At 60.7% G+C, this 2,323-nt stretch carries 1 protein-coding gene and 1 pseudogene; both read right to left on the bottom strand.

The window, feature by feature from the left end; all coding sequences use genetic code 11:
• Positions 1–510 (bottom strand): annotated as a pseudogene (locus PMI29_RS18740) (urea ABC transporter permease subunit UrtB); the annotation flags it as partial.
• A 153-nt stretch (positions 511–663) separates the two neighbouring features.
• A complete protein-coding gene (gene urtA, locus PMI29_RS18745) occupies positions 664–1,929 on the bottom strand; it encodes an urea ABC transporter substrate-binding protein (protein ID WP_007996683.1) in 1,266 nt (421 codons plus the stop codon).
• Between the last annotated feature and the right edge of the window lie 394 nt (positions 1,930–2,323).

Genomic DNA, 2,323 nt, shown 5'->3' with positions numbered 1-2,323 from the left:
GAGGCGGGTGCGGGCCAGCGGGTCGCCGGTTTCGCCGAGCAAACGCACCGCGGCGAGGCGCACGGCCGGGTCAGCGTCCACCAATTGCAGATTGGCCAGGGCAAGGCTGAGGGCGGCGTGAACGCTCTCGTCCTTCTCGCCCGCCAGTTGCTGGTCGAGGAATTTCAACTGTGCCGGCCTGGCGCTTTTCTGCAATTGCTGCGCGGCGGCCAGACGGGTTTTGGCGTCGGCAGCGAGCAATTGATGGCTGGCCAGGGCCGTGTCGATCAGACCCCGCAGGCGGTTGTTCAGGCGCAGGGTTTTCGGTTGGCCGTCGATGGTCAACTCGCCTTGTTGCAGGGCGTTGATCAGCTCGATGCGGGCCGGATCGGGCTGCGCGGCCCAGGCTTCCAGAAGTTTTGCCTGCTGCACGGGATTGGCGGCGACGAAGTCGTCGGCGTCACCGGCGTGGGCGGCCATCGGCAGCAACAGTGTGATGGCGAGAATGAAGCGGTAAAGGGCGGTGGGCATGTCTTTGGCCTTACGCGATCAATGTGGGAGCGAGCTTGCTCGCGATAGCGGACTGACATTCACCATCAATATCGACTGTCATGGCCCCATCGCGAGCAAGCTCGCTCCCACAGGGAGTTGTGTTGGGCCTGAACAATCGTCAGGCCCAATGGCTTAGTTGCTCTTCACCGCATACTCCGGCTTCTTGTCGTTGCCCGGGATGAACGGGCTCCACGGCTGGGCGCGGATCGGCCCTTCGGTCTGCCATACCACGTTGAACTGACCGTCAGACTGGATCTCGCCGATCATCACTGGCTTGTGCAGGTGGTGATTGGTCTTGTCCATGGTCAGCGTATAGCCGGACGGTGCGGCAAAGGTCTGGCCGGCCAGGGCTTCGCGGACTTTGTCGACGTCGGTGGACTTGGCTTTTTCCGCGGCTTGGGCCCACATGTGGATGCCGACGTAGGTGGCCTCCATCGGGTCGTTGGTCACCGCTTTGTCTGCGCCCGGCAGGTTGTGTTTCTTCGCGTAGGCCTTCCAGTCATCGACGAACTTCTTGTTCACCGGGTTCTCGACCGATTCGAAGTAGTTCCACGCCGCCAGGTTACCCACCAGCGGTTTGGTGTCGATGCCACGCAGTTCCTCTTCGCCCACCGAAAACGCCACGACCGGAACGTCGGTGGCTTTCAGGCCCTGGTTGGCCAGCTCTTTGTAGAACGGCACGTTGGAGTCGCCGTTGACGGTGGAGATAACGGCAGTCTTGCCGCCCGCCGAGAACTTCTTGATGTTGGCGACGATGGTCTGGTAGTCGCTGTGACCGAACGGGGTGTAGACCTCTTCGATGTCCTTGTCGGCCACGCCTTTGGAGTGCAGGAACGAACGCAGGATCTTGTTGGTGGTGCGCGGGTAGACGTAGTCGGTGCCGAGCAGGAAGTAACGCTTGGCGCTGCCGCCTTCTTCGCTCATCAGGTATTCAACGGCAGGGATCGCCTGCTGGTTCGGCGCGGCGCCGGTGTAGAACACGTTCGGCGACATTTCTTCGCCTTCGTATTGCACCGGGTAGAACAGCAAGCCATTGAGCTCTTCGAACACCGGCAATACCGATTTGCGCGACACGGAAGTCCAGCAGCCAAACACCACGGCGACCTTGTCCTGGGTCAGCAACTGACGACCCTTCTCGGCGAACAGTGGCCAGTTCGACGCCGGGTCGACGACCACCGGTTCCAGCATCTTGCCGTTCACGCCGCCCTTGGCGTTGATCTCGTCGATGGTCATCAGCGCCATGTCTTTCAACGACGTTTCGGAGATCGCCATGGTCCCGGACAACGAATGCAGAATACCGACCTTGATGGTCTCGGCGGCCTGGACGGTCCAGGTCATGCCCATTGCGGCAATGGATGCCGAGAGAGTGAAAGCCTTGATCAAACTGCGACGCTTCATTGTGCGATCTCCATGAACTTATGAGTTTTCTTGGTTGGCAGATGCGGACTACTGAAGGTGTGTTTTGCAAGGGCTGTGCCCGGTCGGCAAAAGGCAGGGAAACGTCGTTTTAGAGCGGTTGCACGTTGGCGGGATGCACCATGAAAGAACGTTGGTGGCGCGTTGGTGCAGGCGGCCGCGCCAGATTGGGGCGCAGATATTACGAGCGACAACGTCCCCTGTGGGAGCGAGCTTGCTCGCGATAGCGGTGAGTCAGTCACTTCGATGCTGGCTATGCCACCGCCATCGCGAGCAAGCTCGCTCCCACAGTGTTAGTTGTTGTCCGCCGAATTTGTGTCGGATCAACGGCGGCGCATCAAGCCGATAAAGAACAAGCCGCCAATTGCGGCGGGGG

The sequence above is a fragment of the Pseudomonas sp. GM49 genome (genome assembly GCF_000282355.1).
GTDB lineage: Bacteria > Pseudomonadota > Gammaproteobacteria > Pseudomonadales > Pseudomonadaceae > Aquipseudomonas.
This window is presented reverse-complemented; position numbering and strand designations above follow the sequence as displayed.